Genomic DNA, 24,510 nt, shown 5'->3' with positions numbered 1-24,510 from the left:
GCGGAGCTGGTACGGCCTGGCACGCAGGTTGTCCTGAATATTGATGAGTTGAAGAAGCAGTTTGGCGAACAATCCATTCCCGCCTCTCGTTTTTATGAGGTTTTTAATGCGATGGGCATGGACTATGGACCGGCGCACAGGGGAATTGAAGAAGCTTATAAGGAAGAGGGTTCAGGGCAAATACTGGCGAAGCTGTCCATCCCTTCAATTGTAACCAGCACCCTGAACGAGTATGTTCTTCATCCGAGCCTGATGGATTCAGCCTTACAGGCTACCATCGGTTTTCTAATGAGCTCAGAAGGCGAAGGCAGGATCCCGGATTCGGTTAAACCCGTGATGCCCTTTGCCCTGCAGGAGCTATACATACTGGGCGATTGCACTCCGAATATGTGGGCATGGATACGAAGCAGTGATCAGTATGCGGCTGCGACGATAGGCAAAACTCAAAAGCTGGACATCGATTTATGCGACGAACAGGGCCGTATCCGTGTCCGTATGAGAGGGTTCTCAACAAGGGTGCTGGAGGGGGAATCTCAAGCAAGCAGCCAGTCGAATGCCATTAGGCAAGAGTCCCATGCACAGCTTCCTTGTTGGGAATATTCATCTCGTCCCGGTATGGGATGCGGTGCTGCCAGATAAGGGAGAGAGGATGCCCCAAGCGTTGGATCGTGTTCTGGTTGTCGGCGGGAAGGAAAACAGAAGTACGATCCAGCAGATATACCCTCAGATGCAATTCATCGACATCACGTCCCAAGATACAATTACAGGCATTGCAGCCCAAATGGAAGCTCGCGGTTTGATAGATCATGTGATATGGATGGCTCCTTCTGAACATTCACTTGAACCCACCGCGGGAGATGAATGGATCGCAGGACAGGAGTCAGGCGTTAAACCGTTGTTCCGAATGATTAAATCGCTTATCCGTCTGGGTTATTCAACTCGCAGCTTGGGGTGGACTGTAATCACATTTAACACGCAATCCGTTCACGGAACAGATACGATTAATCCTGCACATGCCAGTATTCACGGACTGGTAGGTTCGATGGCAAAAGAATATCCCAACTGGAACATTAGGATCGTCGATCTGGAAGCTGGTTGTGATTGGCCCGTAACCGATCTATTGGCCTTGCCTGCCGATCGGCGCGGACACCCCTGGGCTTACCGGAATCAGGAGTGGTACAGGCAGCATCTCGTACCTATGAACCCGCCTCCAATGGTGGAATCAAGCTTTAGGGTCGGGGGCGTTTATATCGTAATTGGTGGTGCCGGAGGAATCGGTAAAGCATGGAGCGAATACATGGTCCGGACGTATAAGGCTAACGTGGTATGGATTGGCCGCAGACCTATGGATGATCAGATCCAGTCGGATTTGGATCGAATCTCACAATTTGGCCCGAAACCTGTTTATATCGCAGCAGATGCAACCCATTTAGAAGAACTCAGAGGAGCCTACACAGCAATTAAGACAAAATTCCCGGGAATTAACGGCATCGTTCACTCAGCGATGGTTCTGTCGGACTGCAGCCTTGCGGATATGGAGGAGGAGCAATTCCAGGCGGGCCTCTCGGCTAAGATTGACGTGAGCGTACGCATGGCTCAGGTGTTTCGTGAGGAACCTTTGGATTTTGTTTTGTTTTTCTCTTCTCTGATCGCTCTCATCAAAAACCCAAGGCAAAGCTCTTACGCCTCCGGGTGTACATTCAAGGATGCGTTCGCCCATCGGCTCGCGAGTGAGTGGCCGTGTAAGGTGAAGGTGATGAACTGGGGGTATTGGAGCAGCGCTGACGCTGCTGCTTCCGAGGATGTACAGCAGCTGTCTCGAATCGGATTGGGACTCATAACACCGGAGGATGGAATGAAGGCCGTGGAACTGCTGGTATCGAACCCCATCCATCAGATGGCCATGATTACAACAACCAAACCCCTCCTGGTGGAAGGGATGAATCCTAAGGAGCGTTTCGATATCCGGCCGGACAACGTACCGCCAACCATCCACAGTTTTAACCTCAAGGGGAATAGCGCTGCGGCAGGTTACCAGGCTCCGGGCTTGAACGAGGGTCAGGGCCTGAATAAGGAAATGATTGACCTCTTATCCAGAATGCTCTTGAGCGAGCTTACGGCTATGGGGCTATTGAAGTCGGGCATAAAGGCGGCGAGTGATGGTAACGCCCGCAAGGGATTGGCTCCCATGTACGAAAGATGGCTTGAGGAAAGCCACCGTGTTCTTGTAGAGAATCAATTCCTTTATCAGGATGGCGAGACGTACCAAACCATGAAATCGGTAACCGTTGACAGGGATTCAATGTGGAAGGAATGGGAGCTGAGAAAGAAGGAATGGCTGGCAGATCCAAGCTTAAAAGCATGGATGACACTGACGGAGGCGGTGCTGCGCGCATTACCTGACATTCTAACGGGTCAGCGCCTCGCGACCGATATCCTGTTTCCTAATTCCTCGATGAGCATGGTGGAAGGCATTTATAAAAATAATCCGGTTGCAGACTATTTCAATGAAGCTCTTGCAGATGCCTTAATCGCATATGTGGAGGACAGGATCAAGGCAGATCCTTCGGCAAAGCTGCGGCTTATTGAAATCGGGGCTGGTACCGGAGGGACAAGCAGCATGCTTTTCCACAAACTGAAGCCTTACCGTGACCATATTGAGGAGTATTGCTATACCGATATATCCAAAGCATTTTTATTGTTTGCTGAAAAAGAATATGGTCCGGAGCATGCCTATTTGACCTATAAAATCTTCAATGTAGACGCACCGGCATCCGGTCCGAATGCGCCTGCGGGAGCATTCGATATTGCGATCGCAACCAATGTTCTTCATGCGACGCGCAATATCCGCCACACGTTACGAAATGCCAAAGCCGTGTTAAAAAAGAACGGCATCATTCTGATCAACGAGCTCAGCGATAATCGGCTGTTCACTCATTTAACTTTCGGACTTCTGGAAGGGTGGTGGCTGTATGAAGATGCAGCTCTACGCATTCCCGGCAGCCCCGGCCTGTATCCCGCAACCTGGAAAGCCGTGTTGGAATCCGAAGGCTATGAGGGCGTCTTCTTTCCGGCACAAGAAGCTCACGATTGGGGACAGCAGATCATTGCGGCGGGAAGCAACGGGGTTGTACGACAGAAGATAGCACTCCAGGATGCTTCCCCGCATGCCGAGGTCAGAAGCATGTCCAAGCTAAACCGAATCGACACGAAGACCACGCTGCAGCCCACGATTATAGCAGAAAAAAGACATGAGAAGAACGTCGCGGCTACGCAAACAACCAGGGCTGTGACCGAACAGATGCTGGAGGATCATGTGAAGGAGACCATCATTGAGAAGCTCTCGGAGGCATTGAAGGTGAACAGGAACGAAATCGAGCTGGAGGATTCTTTTGCCGACTACGGTCTGGATTCTATTATCGGTGTTCATTTGGTACAAGTGCTTAATCAAGCCTTAAACATTGAACTTGATACGACAAGCCTCTTTGATTATAGTTCCGTGAAGCAGCTCACAGCATATATTTTATCGGATCACAGAGATGCGGTCGCCAGTGAATTCGGACAAAACCTTAAAGACGAAGCTGTCGTTGTTGAGGCTAAGCCGGGTGAATCTGATATAGAGGACGCCTCCGCCCCTAGGTCTTACTTTGGCAGGTTTATGGATGCGGCTCCACTGCCTGACTCTCAAATGGCTAATCTTGAACAGCAGGGGGTCGCCCTTAAGACATCCATGCAAAAAGAGCCGATTGCCATAATTGGAATGAGCGGAAAGTATGCCCAATCGGCCAACGTGGATGAATTATGGACACATCTGTCCAATGGAGCGGAGCTTATCGAAGAGTCACCGCGTTGGGATCTCACGGCATACTATCCGGAGGATGCCGAATATTGCAACCGCGGCGGCTTTGTAGAGAACATCGATCAATTTGATCCTTCTTTTTTCAATATTAACGGACTTGAAGCCAATTATATGGATCCCCAGCAGAGATTGTTTATGGAGGAGTGCTGGAAGGCACTGGAGGATTCCGGTTATGCCGGTTCCAGGATTCAGGGACGCCAATGCGGCGTTTATGTCGGTTGCCTTGGAGGAGCGGGGGATTATCACCAGCTGTCGGGTGACGATGCACCCGCGCAGGCCTTCTGGGGCATAGCCGGGTCGGTCATTCCGGCACGGATTGCCTATTACCTTGATCTCAAGGGACCGGCTATTGCTATCGATACCGCTTGCTCCAGTTCGTTGGTTGCGGTTCATATCGCTTGTCAGGGATTGTGGGCAGGAGAGACGGAAATGGCTCTGGCGGGAGGCGTGTTTATCCAGTCTACGCCTTGGTACTACTTGAGCACCAACAAAGCCGGAATGCTCTCTGCAACAGGACACAGCTATACCTTTGATGACCGTGCGGATGGATTTGTTCCCGGTGAAGGGGCCGGCGTGCTTGTATTGAAGCGTCTTAGCGAAGCGATGGATGATGGAGATCATATCTACGGCGTCATCCGCGGATCGGGAATGAATCAGGACGGAACCACCAATGGTATTACGGCGCCAAGCGCCATTTCCCAGGAGAGTTTGGAACGCAGCGTATATGATGCGTTTCATATTGATCCAAGCGGCATCCAGGTAGTTGAAGCCCACGGAACGGGCACGAAGCTGGGAGATCCGATTGAATACCAGGCACTTACCAGAGCATTCAGGAAATATACCGACAATAAGGAATACTGCGCCATCGGTTCAATCAAGACCAACATCGGGCATGCGGCCCATGCGGCTGGCGTCGCGGGAATCATCAAAATTCTGCTGTCCATGAAGCATCAACAAATCCCGCCTACGCTTAATTTCAAGTCGGGCAACTCCAATATTCAATTTAAGGACAGCCCGTTTTATGTCAATACAACGCTCAGGGATTGGGAAACCGGCTCCAATGACAGAAGACGGGCTGCTGTCAGCTCTTTCGGATTCAGTGGCACAAACGCCCACATTGTTATTGAGGAAGCACCGGAACCTGCAGGGAGCCATTCCGTGAAACCAGGGTATCTGTTAGCGTTATCCGCGCGCACTCCAGAGCAGCTGCGGCAGCAGGCTGACCAGCTAATCGAATACTGTGAACGGAATCAGCAGGCGGACTGCGGCAACTTAAGCTACACGTTATTGGCGGGGAGAAAACATTTCAACCATCGTTTAGCTTGCGTTGTTCGCAGTGTGGATGAACTTATATCGTATTTAAGCAAATGGCTGGCCAGGAGCAAAGTACCGCAGGTATACGTTTCAGAACGGAATGAAAATGATCGGCGGGAGCAGCCTTCGCTGAAACGGTACGGAAATCAATGCATTGAGGAGTGCTTCGCAGCAGATCCGAATGGGTACGTGGAACGGTTATCTGCGATTGCTGAGTTATACGTTCAAGGATATGCGCTTAACTACGAAGCATTGTTCTCAGGTGAACGTTATAGAATTTTGTCCCTCCCAACATATCCTTTTGCGACAGAACGCTATTGGGTACCGGATAAGAAAAACAAACGTTTATCATCCCATGATACAGCGTCACCAGGACAGGCCATGCTGCACCCCTTGCTTCATCGGAATACCTCGGATCTGTCAGGAGTTCGCTACAGCACGACGTTTAAGGGCAGCGAACCTTATCTGGTTTATGGGAATGTCAATGGAACAAAAACCATACCTGGCTTGACCTATCTCGAGATGGCACGAAAAGCGGCGGAAATGTCGGCGGGAGCTTTTATAGGACCTCATGAAGGCATCCAGATCAAGGATATGGTCTGGTCCAGTCCGGTTGAATTAGGGATGGAAGGCTTGGAGATTCATATCGACGTCTTTCCTGATGAGGAGGGTATTTCGTTTGAAATCTACAGCAGTTCTGACCTGAGCAGCACAGAACCGGTTATACACAATCAAGGGAGCGTATCGTCTTATCCTGTACCAGGAGCTGAAACAATTGATTTGAACCTCGTACGGGAACAATGCAACGTGAAATATTTCTCAAAAGAAGACTGGTATAAGGCATACGATCAGGCAGAAGCCGTCTATAGCCCTGAGCATCGAGTGGTAGACGAGCTGTTTGTCGGACAGAATGAAGTGCTTGCCAAACTTTCACTGCATGCAACCTGGACGGATTCGTCTCATCCGTTTATTCTGCACCCATGTATTACAGATACCGCTTTGCAGGCGGCTATTGGTCTTTTGGCGGATAGGGATCCTCGAATGAGCAGTGATGTTATCCAATCCATGCTGCCGCTCTACTTGCAAGAGATGCAAATGATCGGTGAACCCACACCGCAAGTATGGATCCATGTACGAAAGAGCGAACATCGCGTGCAGGGGAATAAGGATATACAAGTAGATATGGACTTGTATGATCAACACGGTAAGGTATATGCAAGATTGAAGGGACTTACAGTCCGGTTTACGGAGAGCAAAGATAAATATACTGTAGGACACGACATGGTTGGGGGAGGGTTAAAACTATGAGAAATCAACATACTCTTTCAGGTTCTAATAGGTCCGTAGCAGCGTCCACGGTTCATTTGTTTACGCCGCATTTTAGAGAAGCAGGGATGATGGACAGACACATGCCAGCAGAGGAAACCCGGCATATGGTTATCCTGTGCGATATGGAGCACGTATACCAAGAAAGCGTTCAGGTTAGAATGTCGGGTGCAGAAGTTCATATGCTGCAATCCTCTCCATATATGGAGATTCATGAACGATTCCAAACCTATGCACAGCAAATGTTCGATTGGGTAAAAACGATATTAGAGCGTAAAGAGACAGGGAAGACCCTTATTCAACTGGTGGTGTCTGCGCAGGGTGAACAGAAGCTGCTCACCGGGCTCTTTGGATTTTTGAAAACGGCCCACTTGGAGAATCCGCAGTTAAGAGTTCAATTGATCGTAACAGAACTTGATGAGACTATAGACCAACTTGTGCAGCAACTGAACGAAAGCAAGGGACAGCCTGATGATCGCGTGCAGTATGACCAGGGTATAAGAATGGTGGCAGACTGGAATGAAATTGCAGCTTCACCGTTAGAGCCGAGGATTTCATGGAAAGACAACGGGATATATCTAATTACCGGGGGTGCGGGGGGACTCGGACTCCTATTCGCCAACGATATTGTGCGGCAAGTGAAAGACCCTGTGCTGATTCTAACGGGACGTTCTGTGCTGTCAGGGGAAACAGATGCCAGACTCCATGAACTAAGGTCAAGCGGAGCCCAAATCGTATACATGCAAACGGATGTGACCCATAGGGATCAAGTAGAAGGTCTGTTCCGATATATTGTAGAGGAATTCGGGAAGCTGAGCGGGATCATCCATAGTGCGGGCGTCATTTGCGACAATTTCATAATTAAGAAGGACAGACAAGAGGTACAGCAAGTACTGGATCCCAAAGTAGCGGGTCTCGTGAATCTGGATCTTGCCTCCAAGGAGCTTCCTTTGGATTTCTTTGTGTTCTTTTCTTCGATAGCGGGCAGTTTTGGAAATCCGGGACAAGCCGACTATGCTGCGGCGAATGCCTTTATGGATGCTTACGCGATGCATCGCAACGGTCTGGCGGCATCCGGGCTTCGCCAAGGCCGAGCCTTGTCTGTCAGCTGGCCCTTATGGAAGGATGGCGGGATGGGAATTGATCCACAAGCTGAGGACCGGATGATGCATAGCTGGGGCGTGACGGCACTGGAGACGAATGCTGGCATTCAGGCTATGTTTCAAGCACTGGCTTCCGGCCATGATCAAGTGCTTATTCTGCCAGGTGAACTCACTAAGATGAGGGATACTTTGCTCTCAAGTTCCGCCCTTAAGCAAGTGATTTCCGAAACGGCAGATCGATCCCAGGTGGATCGGGAACGTTTAAGAGATAGAACGGCTCAGCAATTCAGAGCGCTATTCGGGGAGATTACGCAGCTCGATGCTTCCAAAATAAATATAAACGAACCCCTTGAGCGTTACGGAATCGACTCCATCATGATCAACCAATTGAATATGAACTTGGAAAGGATCTTCGGAGCTCTTTCCAAAACGTTATTTTATGAGTATCAGACGTTGGGAGAAGTCATTGATTATCTGGCTGCTGAATATACGGAGTTGTGCGTGAAGTGGACGGGGATGGGAGAAGAGCAGGTCGTCAGGGAAATACCTGCAAGCAATCCAACAGCTTCGCATCCGGACAATTCCTTTCCGGCACTCGTTTCACGCAGACGAGGTACGAAACGATCTAATAGCTTCCCTGCCCATAAGCCTGCCCGCAACACGCGGGAACCCATTGCCATCATTGGTATAAGCGGACGGTATCCGGGAGCCCGCAATCTGAGCGAGTACTGGGAGAATTTAAAGGCCGGCAAAGACTCGATTTCTGAAATACCTGAAGACCGCTGGACGATGGAAGGCTTCTTCCATCCGGATCCGCAGGAGGCCGCGTCACAGGGCAAGAGTTATAGTAAATGGGGCGGTTTTCTAGACGGATACGCGGATTTTGATCCCCTGTTTTTCAACATTTCTCCCCGGGAAGCCATGCTGATGGACCCTCAAGAACGCCTGTTCATCGAGTCCTGCTGGGAAGCGTTAGAGGACGCGGGATACACTCGGGAGCAGCTGGCGGTTCAGCATAACCGCCGGGTAGGTGTTTTTGCAGGTATTACGAAGACGGGCTACGATCTGTACGGCCCCGAATTATGGGAACAGGGGGAACATCTCAATCCGTACACATCCTTCAGCTCCGTCGCCAACAGGGTTTCGTATTATCTGAATTTGCAAGGTCCCAGCATGCCGATTGATACGATGTGCTCCTCCTCGCTAACCGCGATTCATGAAGCCTGCGAACATCTTCATCTTGGTGATTGCGAAATGGCAATTGCAGGCGGGGTAAATCTGTATTTGCACCCTTCCAATTACCACTGGCTGAGCGTACAGAAGATGCTTTCGAAGGACGGTAAATGCAAAAGCTTTGGTCAAGGAGCCAATGGGTTCGTTCCCGGCGAAGGTGTCGGCATCGTGCTGCTGAAACCTTTGTCACGCGCCATTGCGGATGAGGATCAGATCCATGCCGTCATTAAAAGCACCAGCACGAATCATGGTGGTAAAACCAACGGTTACACCGTGCCCAATCCCGTGGCTCAGGGCGAGCTTGTTCGTGCTGCGCTGGACAAGGCAGGCGTAAATGCGAGAGCGGTCAGTTATATTGAAGCACATGGAACCGGCACAGATCTCGGTGACCCTATAGAAATAACCGGGCTTACCCAAGCGTTCTCCAAAGACACAGACGATACAGGGTATTGCGCCATCGGTTCAGCCAAATCCAACATCGGGCATCTGGAAGCTGCGGCTGGCATGGCGGGGTTAACCAAAATCGTCTTGCAAATGAAGCATAAGATGCTGGTGCCCAGCTTGCATGCCCAAGAGCTGAATCCGAATATTCATTTTGCCAAAACACCTTTTGTTGTCCAGCAATCACTGGAAGAATGGCAAAGACCGGTCATTCATTTCGACGGCGAGCTGAGGGAATTCCCCAGAATTGCCGGGGTATCCTCCTTTGGAGCGGGAGGCTCTAATGCCCATGTCATACTCGAAGAATATAGACCCGAGGAAGCATCCCGGAATGATCCAACCCTGATGCAAGTGAAGCAAGTTAAACATGTGAAGGTCATCGTTCCTTTGTCAGCCAAAACCGAAGCGGGTCTAAAAGAGAGAGCAGGGCAACTCTTGTCGGTTATCCGGGCCGGGGAATTATCGGACAGCGACCTGCCGGATGTAGCGTACACCCTTCAAATCGGACGAGAAGCCATGGAGGAGCGGATTGCGCTTGTTGTGGATTCTATTCAGGAGCTTCAAACTAAGCTGATGCGTTATTTGGAAGGTCAGGCAGACATTGATGGGCTGAGCAAGGGGCAGAACAAGGCTGGCAAAGAGCTGAAGGATATAACAGAAGTGAATGCAAACATGGAGATTTGGTTGCAGCAACGGGATTATCAGAGTATAGCAAGGTTTTGGGTCGAAGGGCCAAGTTTGGATTGGAACAGCCTGTATAGCACAGGGCCTAAACCGCGCCGCAGGAGTCTGCCGACCTATCCATTTGCGAGGGAACGATATTTTATAGCTGATAAGCTGGATGGTGAGCGTATAATATCCACGCCCGCATCCTTCATCGAACCGTTGGGTTCGGATGAGTCTGTAAAATTCGATGCCAATGAAAATATGGAACAGTCGGATCGCCAGGCTGATCATCGAAGAACCGAATCAGGTAAAGGCCGAAAAAGAGAAATGAGAGGTTTGAATGAACAGCAGTGCGTAGAGCTGGATTTGAAGGATCAGATAGGTGCTTTACTCCAAATCCAGCGGGATCGATTGGACAGTGAAATCAATCTCGCGGATTTTGGATTTGATTCGATAAGCTTGACCCACTTGGCAGCATCGCTTTCGAAGCTTTACGGGATCGAGCTTACCCCGGCGGTGTTTTTTGGGCATTCCAGCATAAATAAAATAGCGGAATACTTGATGACGGAGCATCAAGAGGTGGTTGCAGCGTTCTATTATGAGGCTGAAGAGAGCAAGCCCGTTGCATCCGTCTCCAAAACGAAACCACGGTCGTCTGAGAGGCCTAAGGTAATATCACGCAGCGCTTCCCCGGATGTCCCCGAGCCTATTGCCATCATTGGCATGAGCGGGCGATTTCCAGATGCGAGGAATGTAGAAGAAATGTGGACCATCCTGACCGAAGGAAGGAGTGCGGTGAAAGAAATTCCTTCGGATCGGTTTGATTGGCGTGATTATTACACAGACTCCGGTAAGGAGTCTCAAAGGATAGACAGCAAATGGTGTGGCTGTATTCCGGGTGTCGGTGAATTCGATCCTTTGTTCTTCGAAATTTCACCCAGGGATGCGGAGCTGATGGATCCGAGGCAGCGTTTATTGCTTCAGGAGGCCTGGAATGCCTTGGAGGATGCTGGGTATGGGACCAAGAAAATCGAAGCCGGGAAGATAGGGATGTTTGTTGGGGCAGAGCAAGGAGATTATCAGCAGCTGGTCCGAGGGGAAGCGGGGATTACCTCCAACCACAATGCCATTTTGGCAGCAAGGCTGTCTTACTTCTTGAACCTGAACGGTCCCGTGCTGTCGGTGGATACCGCCTGCTCCTCTGGGCTGGCAGCAGCGCATCAGGCTTGTCTCAGTCTTCGGCACGAGGAGTGTGACACGGCTATTGCAGCAGGTGTCAATCTGATGCTGACCCCGGAGCCGTATATCGGGATGAGTCAGGCTGGCATGCTCTCCAAGGATGGACAATGCTTTGCTTTTGATCAGCGGGCAAACGGGCTTGTTCCCGGCGAAGCGGTTGCCGTGGTGATACTCAAGCGTTTATCCAGAGCTGAAGCAGACGGGGATTCGATTCTGGGGATCATCCGCGGGAGCGGCATGAATTATGATGGCAGGACAAACGGTATCACAGCTCCGAGCGGAGTGGCGCAAAGGGATCTTGTAACAGCCGTGTATCAGCAGTCCGGGGTAACACCGGAAGACATTGAATATGTTGTTACACACGGCACCGGAACCAGATTAGGAGACCCGGTTGAAGTCAACGCTTTGCAAGATGCGTTTAAAGCGAATACCGATAAACAAGGCTATTGCGCGATTACTTCCAACAAAACCAACTTCGGCCATACCTTTGCCGCCTCCGGTTTAGTCAATATGATCAACTTGATACAGGCTTTCCGCCATGAAATGATTCCTGCAAGCCTGAATGTTGAAGAGGAGAATGATTATATTCATTGGACGGAAAGTCCTTTTTATGTCAATAAAACGAACAAACCCTGGCCCTCCAACAGCGTCAAAAATCGTTTGGGAGCAGTAAGCGCATTTGGAATGAGCGGGACCAACGTTCATATGGTGCTGGAGAGTTACGCCAGAGAGCCGATTGAAGAGTCTGCTGACCGTCCTCCATATCATTTGCTTACGTTCTCCGCCAAAACGAGTGAAGCTCTGGAGGAGAAGATTCAAGACATGCTCGCTATGTTCAGGAACACGAAGCTATCACAAGAAGAGATGGGCCATCTGGGTTATACCTTGCTGGAAGGACGACAGCATTTTAACCATCGGATTGCCATTGTTGTAAGGGACAAACAGGATGCGGAATATGCATTGTCGACAAGCGCAGACAAGGTACGGCTGCCAAGCCTGTTCAGCGGAAAAGTGCCGCGAGATTTTGAAGGGCAAAGCATGATTCAGCAGTATGTCCAAGACCTTATGAGAACCATGCCTTCTCTGATGGAAGATCCGGACAAATATCGGGAAGCTCTGCATGCATTAGCTGATTTCTACTGTCAGGGCTATGAGCTGAGCGGCGAAAATTTATATGCAGGCACCTCGGCTCGGCTAACCCATCTTCCGACGTATCCATTTGCCAGGGAACGGTATTGGACGTCCCGGAACGACGTCAAAGCGGATGCTGCCGGAACCAAATCACGAAGCATGCGGATCACAAACAGACCGAGCAAGGACAATACGGGAGCTTCAATGAAACAAACACAAACACAAGAATCCTACGAGATGATGACATTTGAAGAGGTATGGGAGGAAGAAGTCTTAACGGGTACCCATAATACAGAAACGAAGACGATGATCTGTTTCCTTTCCCAGCATGGGAGCCAACAGAAATTTTTGGAGACCGCGACAGGCTTGGGTGGGGACACCCATGTTATTTTTGTTTCGCGAAGTACAGGATTTGCCAAGAACACAACGTATGATTACACCATTTCCGAGACGGATCGGGAGACGTACGTGCAGGCATTGAGCAGCATCAAGGAAGATTTCAAAGAAATCGATGCGGTTCTGTATCTGTGGCCTATGGAAGATGCCATTTACGTTAAGGACGTTTCTTGCGTTGTGCACCTGATTCAAGCCATCGCCTCTGCAAGGCTGAAGCCGAAGCGGTTGTTATTGGCAGGTCAATATGAGAACCGGCTTGAACAGTGTTATATGGAATCTTGGACAGGCTTTGAACGTTCACTCGGTCTTGTGCTGCCTAACATTAGCGTGAGCGTCATATCATTGGAGTCGCAAGCACAGCCGCATGAAGTTTCCTGGAGAGAAGTGACTCAAAGGCTGTTGGCGGAAATAAGCAACAATCAAGCCACAAGCGTCTGGTATCAAAAAGGTAAGCGCCATGTTAGGCAGATCAAGCCCACCGTGATGGCGAATGGCTCCAACATGTTAAAGAATGGAGGCACGTACCTTGTTACAGGCGGATGTGGAGGTCTTGGGCTTCTCTTCGCCAGGCATATGGCTGAGCGATATGGCGCAAATTTAATCCTTACAGGCAGATCTCCAATGAACGACGAAATGCGGGTCAGCATGGAGGAGTTGAAGAATAGGGGCGGCCATGTCGTATACGTTCAAGCCGATATTTGCGATGCAGAAGGCATGCGGGAAGGGTTGGCCCCTGCAAAAGATCGTTTTGGGGCTATTCATGGGGTTATTCATGCCGCTGGCATGTCCAGCAGTCAGAATATTCTTGAAAAAGAGATTGAAGATTTCCATAAGATTCTCGCTCCTAAAGTGGAAGGAACACTTGCGCTGGAGGCGTTGCTTCAAGGGGAACAGCAGCTGGACTTTATCTGTTATTTTTCGTCCACTTCGGCCGTGCTCGGAGATTTCGGCTCATGCGATTATGCGGTTGGCAATCGTTTTCAGATGGCTTATGCCCGCTATCGGAACGAACAGAGACGCAGCGGTCGCACCTTCGTAATCAATTGGCCGCTGTGGAAGGACGGCGGGATGGGCTTCCAGGATAAAGCTAATACGGAGCTGTATTTAAAATCGAGCGGTCAGCGCTTTCTGGAGACCGAAGAGGGATTACAGATATTTGAGCGCATTTTATCTAACAGCCACTCGCAGCATTTGATACTGGTTGGGCAGCGAAGCCGCGTACACAGATTTTTGGGGCTCGCTGATCGTGGCGCCGTTATTGAAGCGAAAGAACAGGAGTCGAAGACCGTTCAAGCGTTATCCGCTCCAGGCAGGGGCTGGAGGAGTGAAATGAAGGGCTTGAGCCTTGAGCAGTGTCTGGAGCGGGATTTGAAGGAAATCGTCAGCCAATTGCTAAAAATCCCTCGCGATAAGCTGGACCTGGAAGAGAACCTGGCTGAATTCGGCTTCGATTCCATCAATCTTGCGCAGTTCGCAAACGCATTGACAGAGCATTATGGCTTGGATATAACACCTTCGTTGTTCTTCGGACAATCCACGATTGGGAAATTAATCGGCTATTTCCTGGATGAACATAAGGAATTGGTGGCTGATTTCTATCAGGAAGGTCAGATCGAGCATACGGATTTACGACAACCATTGAATAGGTCGGAATCGGAGCAAACAGCATTTAAGCGGGCACGAGGGTCTGTGAGAAAGGCCATACCGAACCTCTCACCGCCGGCCATGCATGAGCCTATCGCGATTATCGGCATGAGCGGGCGCTTTCCGGAAGCACGGAATATCGATGAGATGTGGACGATTCTGGCTGAAGGCAGAAGTGCAGTGTCGGAAGTTCCCGTCGAGAGGTTCGATTGGCGGAAATATTACGGGGATGGCGAGCAAGAATCAGGGCAGATTCATTGTAAATGGTGTGGCACCATTCCGGGTGTTAGCGAATTCGATCCGATGTTCTTCGAGATTTCGCCGAATGAAGCCAAAACGATGGACCCGAGACAGCGGCTGCTGCTCCAGGAATCCTGGAAGGCGTTAGAGGATGCCGGGTACGGTGAAGACCGGCTTGGTACAGGCAAGATCGGAATGTTTGTTGGGGTTGAGGATGGCGATTATCATCTGCTGGTCAAGGATAAGGGGACTATAACCTCTAATCATAACGCTATCCTGGCAGCTCGATTGTCTTACTTCCTCAACTTGAGCGGACCGAATATGGCTATAAATACGGCATGTTCATCGGGATTGGTTGCTGCTCACCAGGCCTGTATGAGCCTGCGGAATGGAGAATGCGATACCGCTATCGTGGCGGGCGTTAACTTGCTGCTTACTCCCCAAGCCTATGCAGGCATTAGTCAGGCAGGGATATTATCCGCGGACGGCAAATGTTACGCCTTCGACAATCGGGCGAACGGAACCGTTCCGGGAGAAGCCGTTGCCGTCCTGGTTTTTAAGCGTTTGTCGCAAGCGGAAGCGGATGGAGATCCTATTCAGGCGGTTATTCGCGGCAGCGGGGTGAACTACGATGGGAGAACTAATGGGATTACGGCCCCAAGCGGAGTTGCTCAGAGCAAATTGTTGAGAGAAATTTATGCACAATATCAAATAAATCCCGAAGAAATCGAATACATCGTAACCCATGGCACAGGGACAAAGCTAGGCGATCCTGTAGAAATCAATGCCTTGAACGAAGCTTTCAAGGCGCATACGGGGAAACAGAGTTATTGTGCACTCACTTCCTCCAAGACCAACTTCGGACATGCCTTTGCAGCTTCCGGTCTGGTCAGTCTGATCAACCTGGTGCTTTCCCTACGCCATGAAATGATTCCGCCAAGCCTCCATTTTGAACAAGAGAACGATTATATCCATTGGGGTGCGAGCCCGTTCTATGTAAACAGGGAAGCCAAAGTTTGGAGCAGACCGGAAGGAACAGTTCGTACCGGGGCAGTTAGCGCATTTGGCATGAGCGGGACCAATGCGCATATGGTTCTTGAGAGTTATGCAAGAGATAGAAAAGGTGGTGTGTCCAAGGCCCGTCCGCCATACCATCTGCTTGCCTTGTCGGCAAAAACGAAGGAAGCACTCGACGAAAAAATCCGGGATATGATCCAAACGCTTGATCAAGAGACATGGAATGATGAAGATCTTCCGCATATAAGCTATACGCTGTTAAAGGGACGCCGCCACTTCAGTCATCGCTGTGCCGTGGTCATTCAGGATTTAGGTGATGCGAAGTATGTACTGAAGTTGTCCTCCAGCAGCGAGAAAGTGCCAAATCTGTTTACAGGCAGGGTTCCGCGGGACTTTACCGGGCAAAAAGCGATGCAGCTTTATATCCAGGAGCTCCTTACGAAGAGCCTCACCCAGCGTCATCGTAAAAGCGAATTCCAAGAGACACTGTTCGCGCTGGCGGATTTGTATTGCCAGGGGTACGACATCGAGTGGAATCTGCTGTTTGGCGAAGATCAACCTTATAAGGTAAAGCTTCCAACCTATCCTTTTGAAAAAGAGGAATATTGGGTGGATTCTGCCGAAACAGCCGTGAACGAGCCAGCTGCTGTAGGGATGGAGAAAGAGACGGGCTTCGATTCTGTGGCGGAAGTAGAAGAGCTTCCATTAGCTAGCCAAACAGAAGATTTGGAAGATGACCTTAATGAAGAACAAACTCCTCTTCAGGGCAGCGTGGATACGGAAGCGATGGTATTGGCAGCCACAGCACGATTAAGAATGCTCCTTGGAGAGGTTACCGGGATCCCCCATGATAAATTGGAGGAGGAAGCCTCCTTTGAAGAATTGGGACTTGATTCCCTGATGATTACTGCCCTGAATCGGAAAATGGAGTTATGGATCGGGAAATTGGATACCACCCTCTTCTATACGTACAACAGCGTCAAGACATTAGCCGCTTATTTAATCCGGGAGTATAAAGACGTGGTTTTCGCACTCGCAGCCGATACGGCTGTGGCCGTTGCGGGGAAGCCCCTGAAGAGTCTAAAGCAGGTTGAAACAACAAAAAAGCCAGCTATTTCAGCCTCCATCTCATCCGTTAGTCCGTCTAACAAACAATCAATATCTCTAACGGAACGTCAGCCAAGCCAATCTGCGGATATTGCCATCATTGGAGTGGCTGGCCGTTATCCGAAAGCGGAGACGCTGGAGCAGTTCTGGAACAACTTGTACGAAGGCAAGGACTGCATTGAAGAGATTCCGGCAAACCGCTGGTCTCTGGAGGGCTTCTATGAGCCGGACCGGGCTAAAGCTGTTGCCAAGGGACTGAGTTATAGCAAATGGGGAGGCTTCTTGGACCGTATTGACTATTTCGATCCCTTGTTTTTTAATATTTCGCCAAGAGACGCCATGTACATGGATCCACAGGAACGGCTGTTTCTGGAGGTTGCCTGGGGATGCATGGAGAATGCGGGTTATACGCGCGAATCGTTGAAGCATGACGGTTATGGCAATCAAATCGGAGTTTTTGTAGGTGCTACATTTAACAACTATCAGCTGTTTATGGCCGATGCGGCCAAGCAAGCCAATCAAGATATGTATCTGGCGACGAGCCAGATGTTCTCGATAGCGAACCGGGTGTCTTACATCATGAATTTCACGGGTCCAAGCTTAACGGTGGATACGGCCTGCTCTTCATCGCTTTATGCTGTACACCTGGCTTGCGAGAGCATCCGAAACGGACAGTCCAAGATGGCGATTGCAGGCGGCGTTAATCTATCCCTTCATCCAAGCAAATACATTACGTTATGCCAGGGGCAATTCAGCGCTTCAGACGGAAGATGCCGTGCTTTTGGTGAAGGCGGCACAGGCTATGTACCATCCGAGGCGATAGGCGCCGTCTTTTTGAAACCTTTGCAAGAGGCAATCCAAGATCAGGACTACATTTATGGAGTCATAAAAGGCACGGCAGTCAGTCATGCGGGCAGAACGAACGGTTATACCGTTCCAAGTCCGGTATCCCAATCACAGGCCATTGAGAATGCGCTCATCCAAAGTGGAATTGACCCAAGAAGCATCAGCTCCATCGAAGCTCACGGTACCGGAACGGCGCTTGGTGATCCGATCGAGATTAAAGGTTTGACAGACGTATTTGGTAGATATACCGAAGAAACAGGCTATTGTTCCATCTCCTCGGTCAAATCGAACATCGGACATGCGGAGGCAGCGGCCGGCATCGCGCAGCTTACGAAAGTGCTGCTTCAAATGAAACATCAAACGCTTGTGAAAAATGTCATGCACGGACAAAGACTGAACCCTAACATCGACTTCAATCAGACGCCATTTGTCGTGCAGAGTGAAACGTCGTATTGGAAGCGTCCCACGATTAATGGGGAGGAGGTACCTCGCCGGTCCGGAATTTCGTCCTTCGGGGCAGGAGGAGCTAACGCCCATATCGTGGTTGAGGAGTATATCCCTAAGGACAGCCATAAGGCTCCTATTGCCGTTCATTCACATAGCCCTGCATTAATACTCTTATCTGCCAAAAACGAAGACAGGCTCCGGGAGCAGGCCAGAAGGCTAATGCACGCCATCGGCGAAGAACAGCTGACGGATGCAAGCCTGCGGGATATAGCGTATACACTTCAAGTGGGACGCGAGGCCATGGAGGATCGCTTGGCCATGATCGTTGGCTCCGTGGACGATCTTAAGGCAAAATTACACGAGTTCGCGAATGGCTGCGATTCGATTAAGGATACGTTCAGAGGGCAGGTCAAGCGCAATAAGGAGACGATGTCGCTTCTTGAGGCTGATGAAGAAATCCAGGATGCCATCGTTAGATGGATCCAGCGAGGAAAACACGCCAAACTTCTCAATTTATGGGTGAGGGGGCTGAGCGTTGATTGGGGCCAGATCTATGGCGAGGTTAAACCTTCTCGGATCGGCTTGCCAACTTATCCTTTTGCCGGTGAACCGTACTGGATCCCTGAAGCTGGGGCAGACTCTGAAACAAGCCGACCTGCTGAAGCATCGGCAGCATCTGTTGTTCATCCTTTGCTTCATCGGAATACCTCTGACCTGTCGGGGCTGCGTTTCACTTCGATGTATACGGGGAACGAGTTTTTCCTGAAGGATCATGTGGTGAAGGGGGCGCCTGTCCTGCCTGGTGTGGCTTATCTTGAAATGGCGCGAGCGGCTGTTGAGCAAACGGCCGGAGAGATACTGAAGGAAGAGCGCATGGGAATACGGCTCAAGAACGTGGTGTGGGCTCGGCCTATTGCGGTGCGAGATGAACCCGTTCAAGTCTATATTGATCTTGTTCATGAGGACAATGGTGAAATTGCCTATGAAGTATACAGCAGCGAACCAGAAGCAGATGGAGAAGCTGTACTGCACAGTCAAGGGAGTGCGATATTAGGCAGTATGGAGGATCATATATCGCTGGATATCCAGGCCCTTCAGTCTGAATGTAATCGAGATGTCATTTCATCAAACCAGATCTATGAAACATACAGAGCCATGGGCATTCATTACGGTCCGGCTCACCAGGGAATACAGAAGGTTTATTTGGGAAGTGGTCAGGCATTGGCCAAGCTGTCCATTCCCGCCGTGGTTTCTGAAACAACCCAAATGTATACTCTGCATCCCAGCTTGATGGATTCGGCCCTGCAGGCAACGATTTCCATGATGATGAGCTCAGATCCAGCGTCGTCCGCTGCCCTGAAGCCGGGACTTCCGTTTGCACTTCAGGAGCTTGAGGTATTTGGCCGCTGCCCGTCTGAAATGTGGGCTCTGATCCGGTACAGCGAAGGAAATAAAGCAGATAGCAAAGTGCAGAAGCTGGATATCCATTTATGCGATGCTCAAGGGACTGTATTTGTAATAATGAAAGGTTTTTCAACCAGGGTGCTAGACGGTGAGGTGAAGTCACAGGGTCTTTCAGAGACACCCGGGACTCTTATGCTGGAGCCGATCTGGAGGGAGCAGCCTGTCCCTATCATCACCAGCGCCCAGGGTTATGCCAAACATCTGGTCTTCCTGTGCGAGATCGGTCTGGACCTGCAGCAGGGCATGAACCAACAGATGACTCAAGCACGCTGTATCACGCTGGAATCATCTCAGGAAAGAATGGAAGAACGGTATACAAATTATGCCAGCCGGATTTTTGAGGAAATCCAAGCCGTCCTGCAAGAGAAACCGAAAGATAAAATTCTGATTCAGGTTGTATCCCTTCCGCAGAATGACCGGTTGTTGTTCTCGGGTCTTTCGGGATTAATGAAGGCAGCACAGTCGGAAAGTTCCAAGCTTGTGTGTCAATTTATCGAAATAGAATCAGGCTCTGCTGAAATTGCAAAATTGACAGGTGTATCCATGGAGAACAGCGGCCAGCCGTCGGATCAGCGCATCCGATATCGGGACGGCAAACGATGGGTTGCGGGATGGGGCGAGCTTCATGCTGATGTTAAGGAAGCAGTTCCTCCGTGGAAGGACCAAGGCATCTATCTGATTACGGGTGGTGCTGGCGGTCTGGGCATTATTTTTGCCAGAGAGATTACGAATACAGCCAAAGAAACCGTGTTGATTCTTACCGGACGTTCTGCGCTGCAAGCAGGGGCGCGGGCGGAGCTGGACGAACTGCGAGCTCGCGGTGCCAAGGTGGATTATAGACAAGTGGACGTGACGGACAGGCAGCAGGTCTTCGCCTTGATCCGAAGTATCCAGGATGAATATGGACGTCTGAACGGGATCATTCATGGAGCGGGCATCATCCGGGACAATCTTATTCTTAGAAAAGATGTGGGGGAACTGCAAGAGGTGATGGCCCCCAAAGTTAACGGGCTCGTAAATTTGGACGAAGCCAGTAAAAATATTCATCTGGATTTGTTTATTGCTTTCTCTTCTGTGGCTGGGGCGACGGGAAATCCGGGTCAGACAGATTATGCTGCCGCCAATGCTTTCATGGATGCCTTCGCAGAGTATAGAAATACGCTTGCCGCATCCGAGCAGCGACATGGTCGAATGTTATCCATCAATTGGCCCTTGTGGAAAGAGGGCGGTATGCGCGTCGGCGATGACGTCGAAAAAATCATGCTGAAGAGTCTGGGCACCGTCCCGATGCAGACTTCTGCGGGAATTCAAGCCCTGTATCAGGGGCTTGCCTCGGGAAGACATCAGGTTCTGGTCATGACAGGCATGATGTCACGAATGAAACCCAGAATGCTCCCTCCAACCAATGCCGTTGCTCCACAGCCGAGCATGATGACAGCTACCGTCAAGCATGATGACGGCACGCAGAGGGTAAGAGTAGAGACCGTGTTGATACAGAACGTGTCCACACTATTAAAGGTCAAGCTGGAAGATATCGATATTCAATCGGAATTCAGTGAGTATGGATTCGACTCGATCTCCCTTACGCAATTTGCCAACATGTTGAATGAAGCCTACAGTCTTGAATTGACTCCGACCGTGTTCTTTGAATATACAACGCTGGATAGTTTTGCCGAATACCTGATCGCGGAACATCCGGCTGCATTTGCCGCTGGGACTCCATCGGACATGCAGTCGGACGCTCCAGAGGTTAACGTAATAGAGATAAACGCAGTAGAGGTAGAGGTTGAGGTTGAGAAGGAAGAGGTGAATCCCGTCAGAAAACCTCGCTCCCGATGGGCGCCGAAAGTTGTCCAGCCTGTCCAGTTAACCCAGGTTGCCCAAGACACTCAAGCTGAACCTGAGCCGATGGCTATCGTAGGTATCAGCGGTCTGTTTCCGATGGCACAGGATGTGAATGAATTTTGGAGGAACATCGTGGAGGGCAAGGATTGTATCACGGAAATACCGAAGGAGCGATGGGACTGGAGGGAGTGTCTGGATGATCCTTCCGAGGCTCAAGGGCATTCCAGTCTAAAATGGGGAGGCTTCATTGAAGGCGTGGAAGAATTTGATCCGTTATTCTTCGGTATTTCCCCGAGAGAAGCCGAGATTATGGATCCCCAGCAGCGTCTCCTGCTCACCCAGGTTTGGAAGGCGGTTGAGGATGCCGGTATTGCACCGGGCAAGCTGTCGCAAGATCCTACAGGTGTATTCGTGGCTGCAGGTCCAGGCGATTATATGAACATCACTTCGATCTCGCAGGGGAATCCCCAAGCGATGACAGGGGTCGTTCCATCCTTGATTCCGAACCGTATCTCCTATGCCTTAAACCTGCAAGGGCCGAGCGAATATTACGAAACGGCTTGTTCCTCAACCTTGGTGGCCTTGCATCGTGCCATTCGCTCTATTCGCGATCAAGAATGCGAACAAGCCATCGTTGGCGCCGTAAACCTGCTGATCTCTCCAATAGGCTTCATAGGTTTTGATGCCATGGGCTATCTTAGCCCGGATGGACATGCCAAATCCTTTCAGTCCGACGCGGACGGGTTCGTGCGGAGCGAGGGGGTTGGTGCGATGATCATCAAGCCTTTGTCAAAAGCAATCAAGGACCATAATCTCATTTATGCGGTAATCAAAGGGACAGGCGTTTCGCATGGGGGCAAGGGGATGTCATTGACCTCTCCCAATGCCGGAGGCATGAAAGCCGCGATGTCTCAAGCCTTTAAAGGCTCGGGAGTTCATCCTCGGACGATATCTTATATCGAAGCTCATGGCATTGCGTCCCCGATGGCTGACGGCATTGAAGTGAATGCACTGAGGGCGGGATATCAGGAGATTGCGTCGAACAGCTCGTCTGCAATCGATTCAGTCAAGGACAATGCTTGTTATATCAGCACCTTGAAGCCCGCCATGGGTCATGGGGAAGTGGCTTCCGGCATGGCTTCGTTGATCAAGGCCATACAGGCGATAAGGCATAAACTTATCCCGGGGGTGGTCCGATTTACAAGTCTGAGTGAACATATTTCGCTTGCGGGCAGTCCGCTGCGAATCTCCGCAGAGCATCATGAATGGGAAGCCTTAACCGATGCAGACGGCAAGACGCTTCCGCGGCGCGCAGCGATAAACAGCTACGGGATCGGCGGTGTAAACGCCCATGTCATTCTTGAAGAGTATATCCCTGCAGATGAAGGGTTGCTTCGGGCAGAACCTTCAGGGAAACCTCAGATTATCGTCCTGTCGGACAAAAAAAACAGAGCGGCTTCAAGAATACGCTTCACAGATGCTTGAATATGCAGAACGTCATTCCGAGTTCTCATTAGAGGAATTTGCATATACCTTACAGGTGGGAAGGGAACAGATGGAGTCCCGGTTAGCTATGGTTGCCAGCAGCAGGGAGGAACTGATTACTGGTTTCAGGATATTCCTGAATGCATCGCCGGATAACCCCGGTGGGGCCATTACGAATCCGGCCATTTTTACCGGGGATACAACCTTCTCAAGCTCCAAACTGGATTCGGCTGCGCTTCAGTCGCTTTTTGCAGAAAACAATTTGACCAACATAGCGCTGCAGTGGACAAAAGGCGGGCAGTTCCCTTGGGAATGGCTTCATATGGAAGAACGAGTCCATAGAATATCTCTTCCCGCGTATCCATTCGAGAAGAGAAGGTGCTGGCCTGAGCTGGACGATGTACAAGAGACCGATCCTGATCCTTATATAAGCAGCCGCGTGATCGATATCGTATCGAGCATACTGGGCATGGCACCGGCTGAGATGAATCCGGGGCTGCCCTTGGATCGATACGGGCTTGACTCCATTCTATTGCTGCAGCTGCTGCAGCAGCTGCAGCACCAGCTGGATCCCGCGGTTGATCTCGTCAAGCTGCAGGAATGCAGGACGGTGATGGATATTGCTGCCATGATTGAATTGCCGCCGACAGAAGACAGGCAGCCCAGACTTCATCCTGAGAATGCGTCTATTGCACCCGTCAGTTGGCCGCAATTTCCCGAGCTCATCCTGCTTAACAAAGGATCACAAGGTTCGCCCGTATTCTGGTTTCATGGGGGTTTGGGCGGTGTCGAAATGTACCAGAAGTTGGCGCAAAAGAGTGAGCGTCCCTTTTACGGAATTCAGGCGAGAGGGTGGTTGACTGACCGTACTCCTCTAAAAGGGGTCGGGGCGATGGCCGCTTATTATGCCCACATTATTCAATCGGTTCAGCCCGACGGTCCTTATGATCTGGGAGGATACTCCTTAGGCGGGGTTCTGGCCTATGAAGTAACGCGTCAATTGCAGGTACTGGGGCATGCGGTGAATTCGGTTGTGATGCTGGACTCCCCATACGGCAAAGAGTTCCAGCAAGGAGCCGTCTCAAGAACAACGGCCGTATTGCAGGCCGTTAACTTGGCGCTTGCCTCGAGGAATTTTCAAGAACCGGACAAGTTTATCCAGACGCTGATTCATAGGGATGAACTGGACTTTAATGTGGAAGAGGGCAAACTGCTGGAGCAGCTTATTAAGCTGGGAAACACACGCGGACTCACCAAGACCGAGGATCAGATTGTGTCCATGATCGAGGCGAATGTCAAGATACAGCATGCTTACCAATTCGATCAATATGCGGCGATGCCGCTTCCCGACCCGGATGCCGTAACCTGCTACTATTTCCGCAATAAGGGCGGCTTGATCTTCGGAGAGCTGGAGCCGTACTTCTCGACAACCGAAGATTCGTCGGTTCTAGACCAAGCGGCATACTGGAAGGAGTGGGAACGCCAGTTCCCGGACCTGCATGTCATGGATATCGATCCTTCGAATCATATGGTGCTGTTGTCGGAAGCTAAATCGTACGAAACGATTTTTGCATTTTGCGAAGCGTTATATTCTGGAGAAGGCATAACCAAGGAGTTCCTCCAGATGTTTAAAGACCAAACGAAAGAATTACACGGAAGCAAGGTGTGAACGAATCCCGACTAAGCTGCGGTACAAGGCGCTTAGTC

General features: G+C 50.5%; 4 protein-coding genes. All 4 read left to right on the top strand.

The window, feature by feature from the left end:
• The first annotated feature begins 48 nt into the window (after positions 1-48).
• From PVOR_RS33180 to PVOR_RS32020, 4 genes are read left to right on the top strand one after another with little or no spacing between them, the layout of a single operon-like run.
• Positions 49-639 (top strand): polyketide synthase dehydratase domain-containing protein, encoded by a 591-nt coding sequence (locus PVOR_RS33180; RefSeq protein ID WP_442952230.1) that lies wholly within the window; start codon positions 49-51, stop codon positions 637-639.
• Complete coding sequence (locus PVOR_RS32025) at positions 554-6,481, top strand: SDR family NAD(P)-dependent oxidoreductase (RefSeq protein ID WP_234973019.1); 5,928 nt, start codon at positions 554-556, stop codon at positions 6,479-6,481. The genes PVOR_RS33180 and PVOR_RS32025 overlap by 86 nt, the downstream gene beginning before the upstream one ends.
• On the top strand, positions 6,478-22,803 hold the full coding sequence (locus PVOR_RS18450) for an SDR family NAD(P)-dependent oxidoreductase (RefSeq protein ID WP_006210956.1): 16,326 nt from the start codon (positions 6,478-6,480) through the stop codon (positions 22,801-22,803). The genes PVOR_RS32025 and PVOR_RS18450 overlap by 4 nt, the downstream gene beginning before the upstream one ends.
• Positions 22,796-24,472 (top strand): non-ribosomal peptide synthetase, encoded by a 1,677-nt coding sequence (locus tag PVOR_RS32020; RefSeq protein WP_006210955.1) that lies wholly within the window; start codon positions 22,796-22,798, stop codon positions 24,470-24,472. The genes PVOR_RS18450 and PVOR_RS32020 overlap by 8 nt, the downstream gene beginning before the upstream one ends.
• Positions 24,473-24,510: the final 38 nt, after the last annotated feature.

This window comes from Paenibacillus vortex V453, from assembly GCF_000193415.1.
GTDB lineage: Bacteria > Bacillota > Bacilli > Paenibacillales > Paenibacillaceae > Paenibacillus_AQ > Paenibacillus_AQ glucanolyticus.
Note: the sequence above shows the minus strand (reverse complement) of the source record. Positions and strands in the feature narration are given on the sequence as shown.